The 815-nt window shown below is 70.3% G+C and carries 1 protein-coding gene; it reads right to left on the bottom strand.

Annotation, left to right across the window (positions count from 1 at the left end):
• The coding region (locus AC5RV2_RS18660) for an MFS transporter (RefSeq protein ID WP_494093566.1) at positions 1 to 644 on the bottom strand (644 nt) is incomplete at its 3' end.
• Between the last annotated feature and the right edge of the window lie 171 nt (positions 645 to 815).

Below are 815 nucleotides of genomic sequence, written 5' to 3'. Positions count from 1 at the left end.
CCAGGTGCGGCCGGGGCATCGGTCGGCGGTGTGGCGGACGGCGCCGCGTTTGCGGGAGGCGCCTTCGCCGCCGTCGTTTCGGTGCCCCGTTCAGGGAGTTGGCGCAGCCCGTAGAGCAACAGCCCGACGGCGACGACGGCCGCCAGGGCGGTGGCGCCTTGCCAGCCGGCCCAGAGCGCGGCGACGGGGAAGAACAAGCCCGAGAACAGCTGGCTGCCTTGAACGCCGGATTGCTTGACCCCGATCCAGCCCGGGCGCTTGGGCGCTGGAACCTGGGTCATGATGATCCGGTTCGTGGTCGGGTTGGAAATGGCCTGCGTGGGGCCGGCCAGCAGCGCGGCGATCACCAGGACCAGATAGTGGTGGGACAGCGAGGCGACCACCAGTGCCACCGCCGTGCCGGCGAAGATCAGGATCAGCTGGGCGCGGCTGGAAATCCGGTCGCTGAGTTTGCCCAGCCACATGCTGGAGACGGCGGCGCTGGCGAAAATGGCCGTGGCCAGCAGGCCGAATTGGGCCTCGCTGATGCCCAGGTCGTCGATGACCAGCGGGCTGACGGTGCTCAGGCCGTAGTTCAGCAGCGGGCCGACGCCCATGGCGCAGGTCAGGACGAAAAGCAGTGCGCCACTGGGGTGTCTGGACATACTGCTCTCCTCGCTGCCCGGGTCGGGCTCCGTCCAGCAGGTTACTCCCCGCGCCGGCCTTCCGGCGGCAGGCTTCGCAGCAGAACGGTCTCCGACCGTAACAATGGAGAGGTGGCTCACGTGCGGCGGCGCCGGCCGGACTCCCGCCGCCCTGGTGGCGGCCGGACGGGC

Source organism: Arthrobacter sp. Y3225116, from assembly GCF_059091245.1.
The sequence above is the reverse complement of the archived record's forward strand: the minus strand, read 5'-3'. Positions and strand labels throughout refer to the sequence as shown.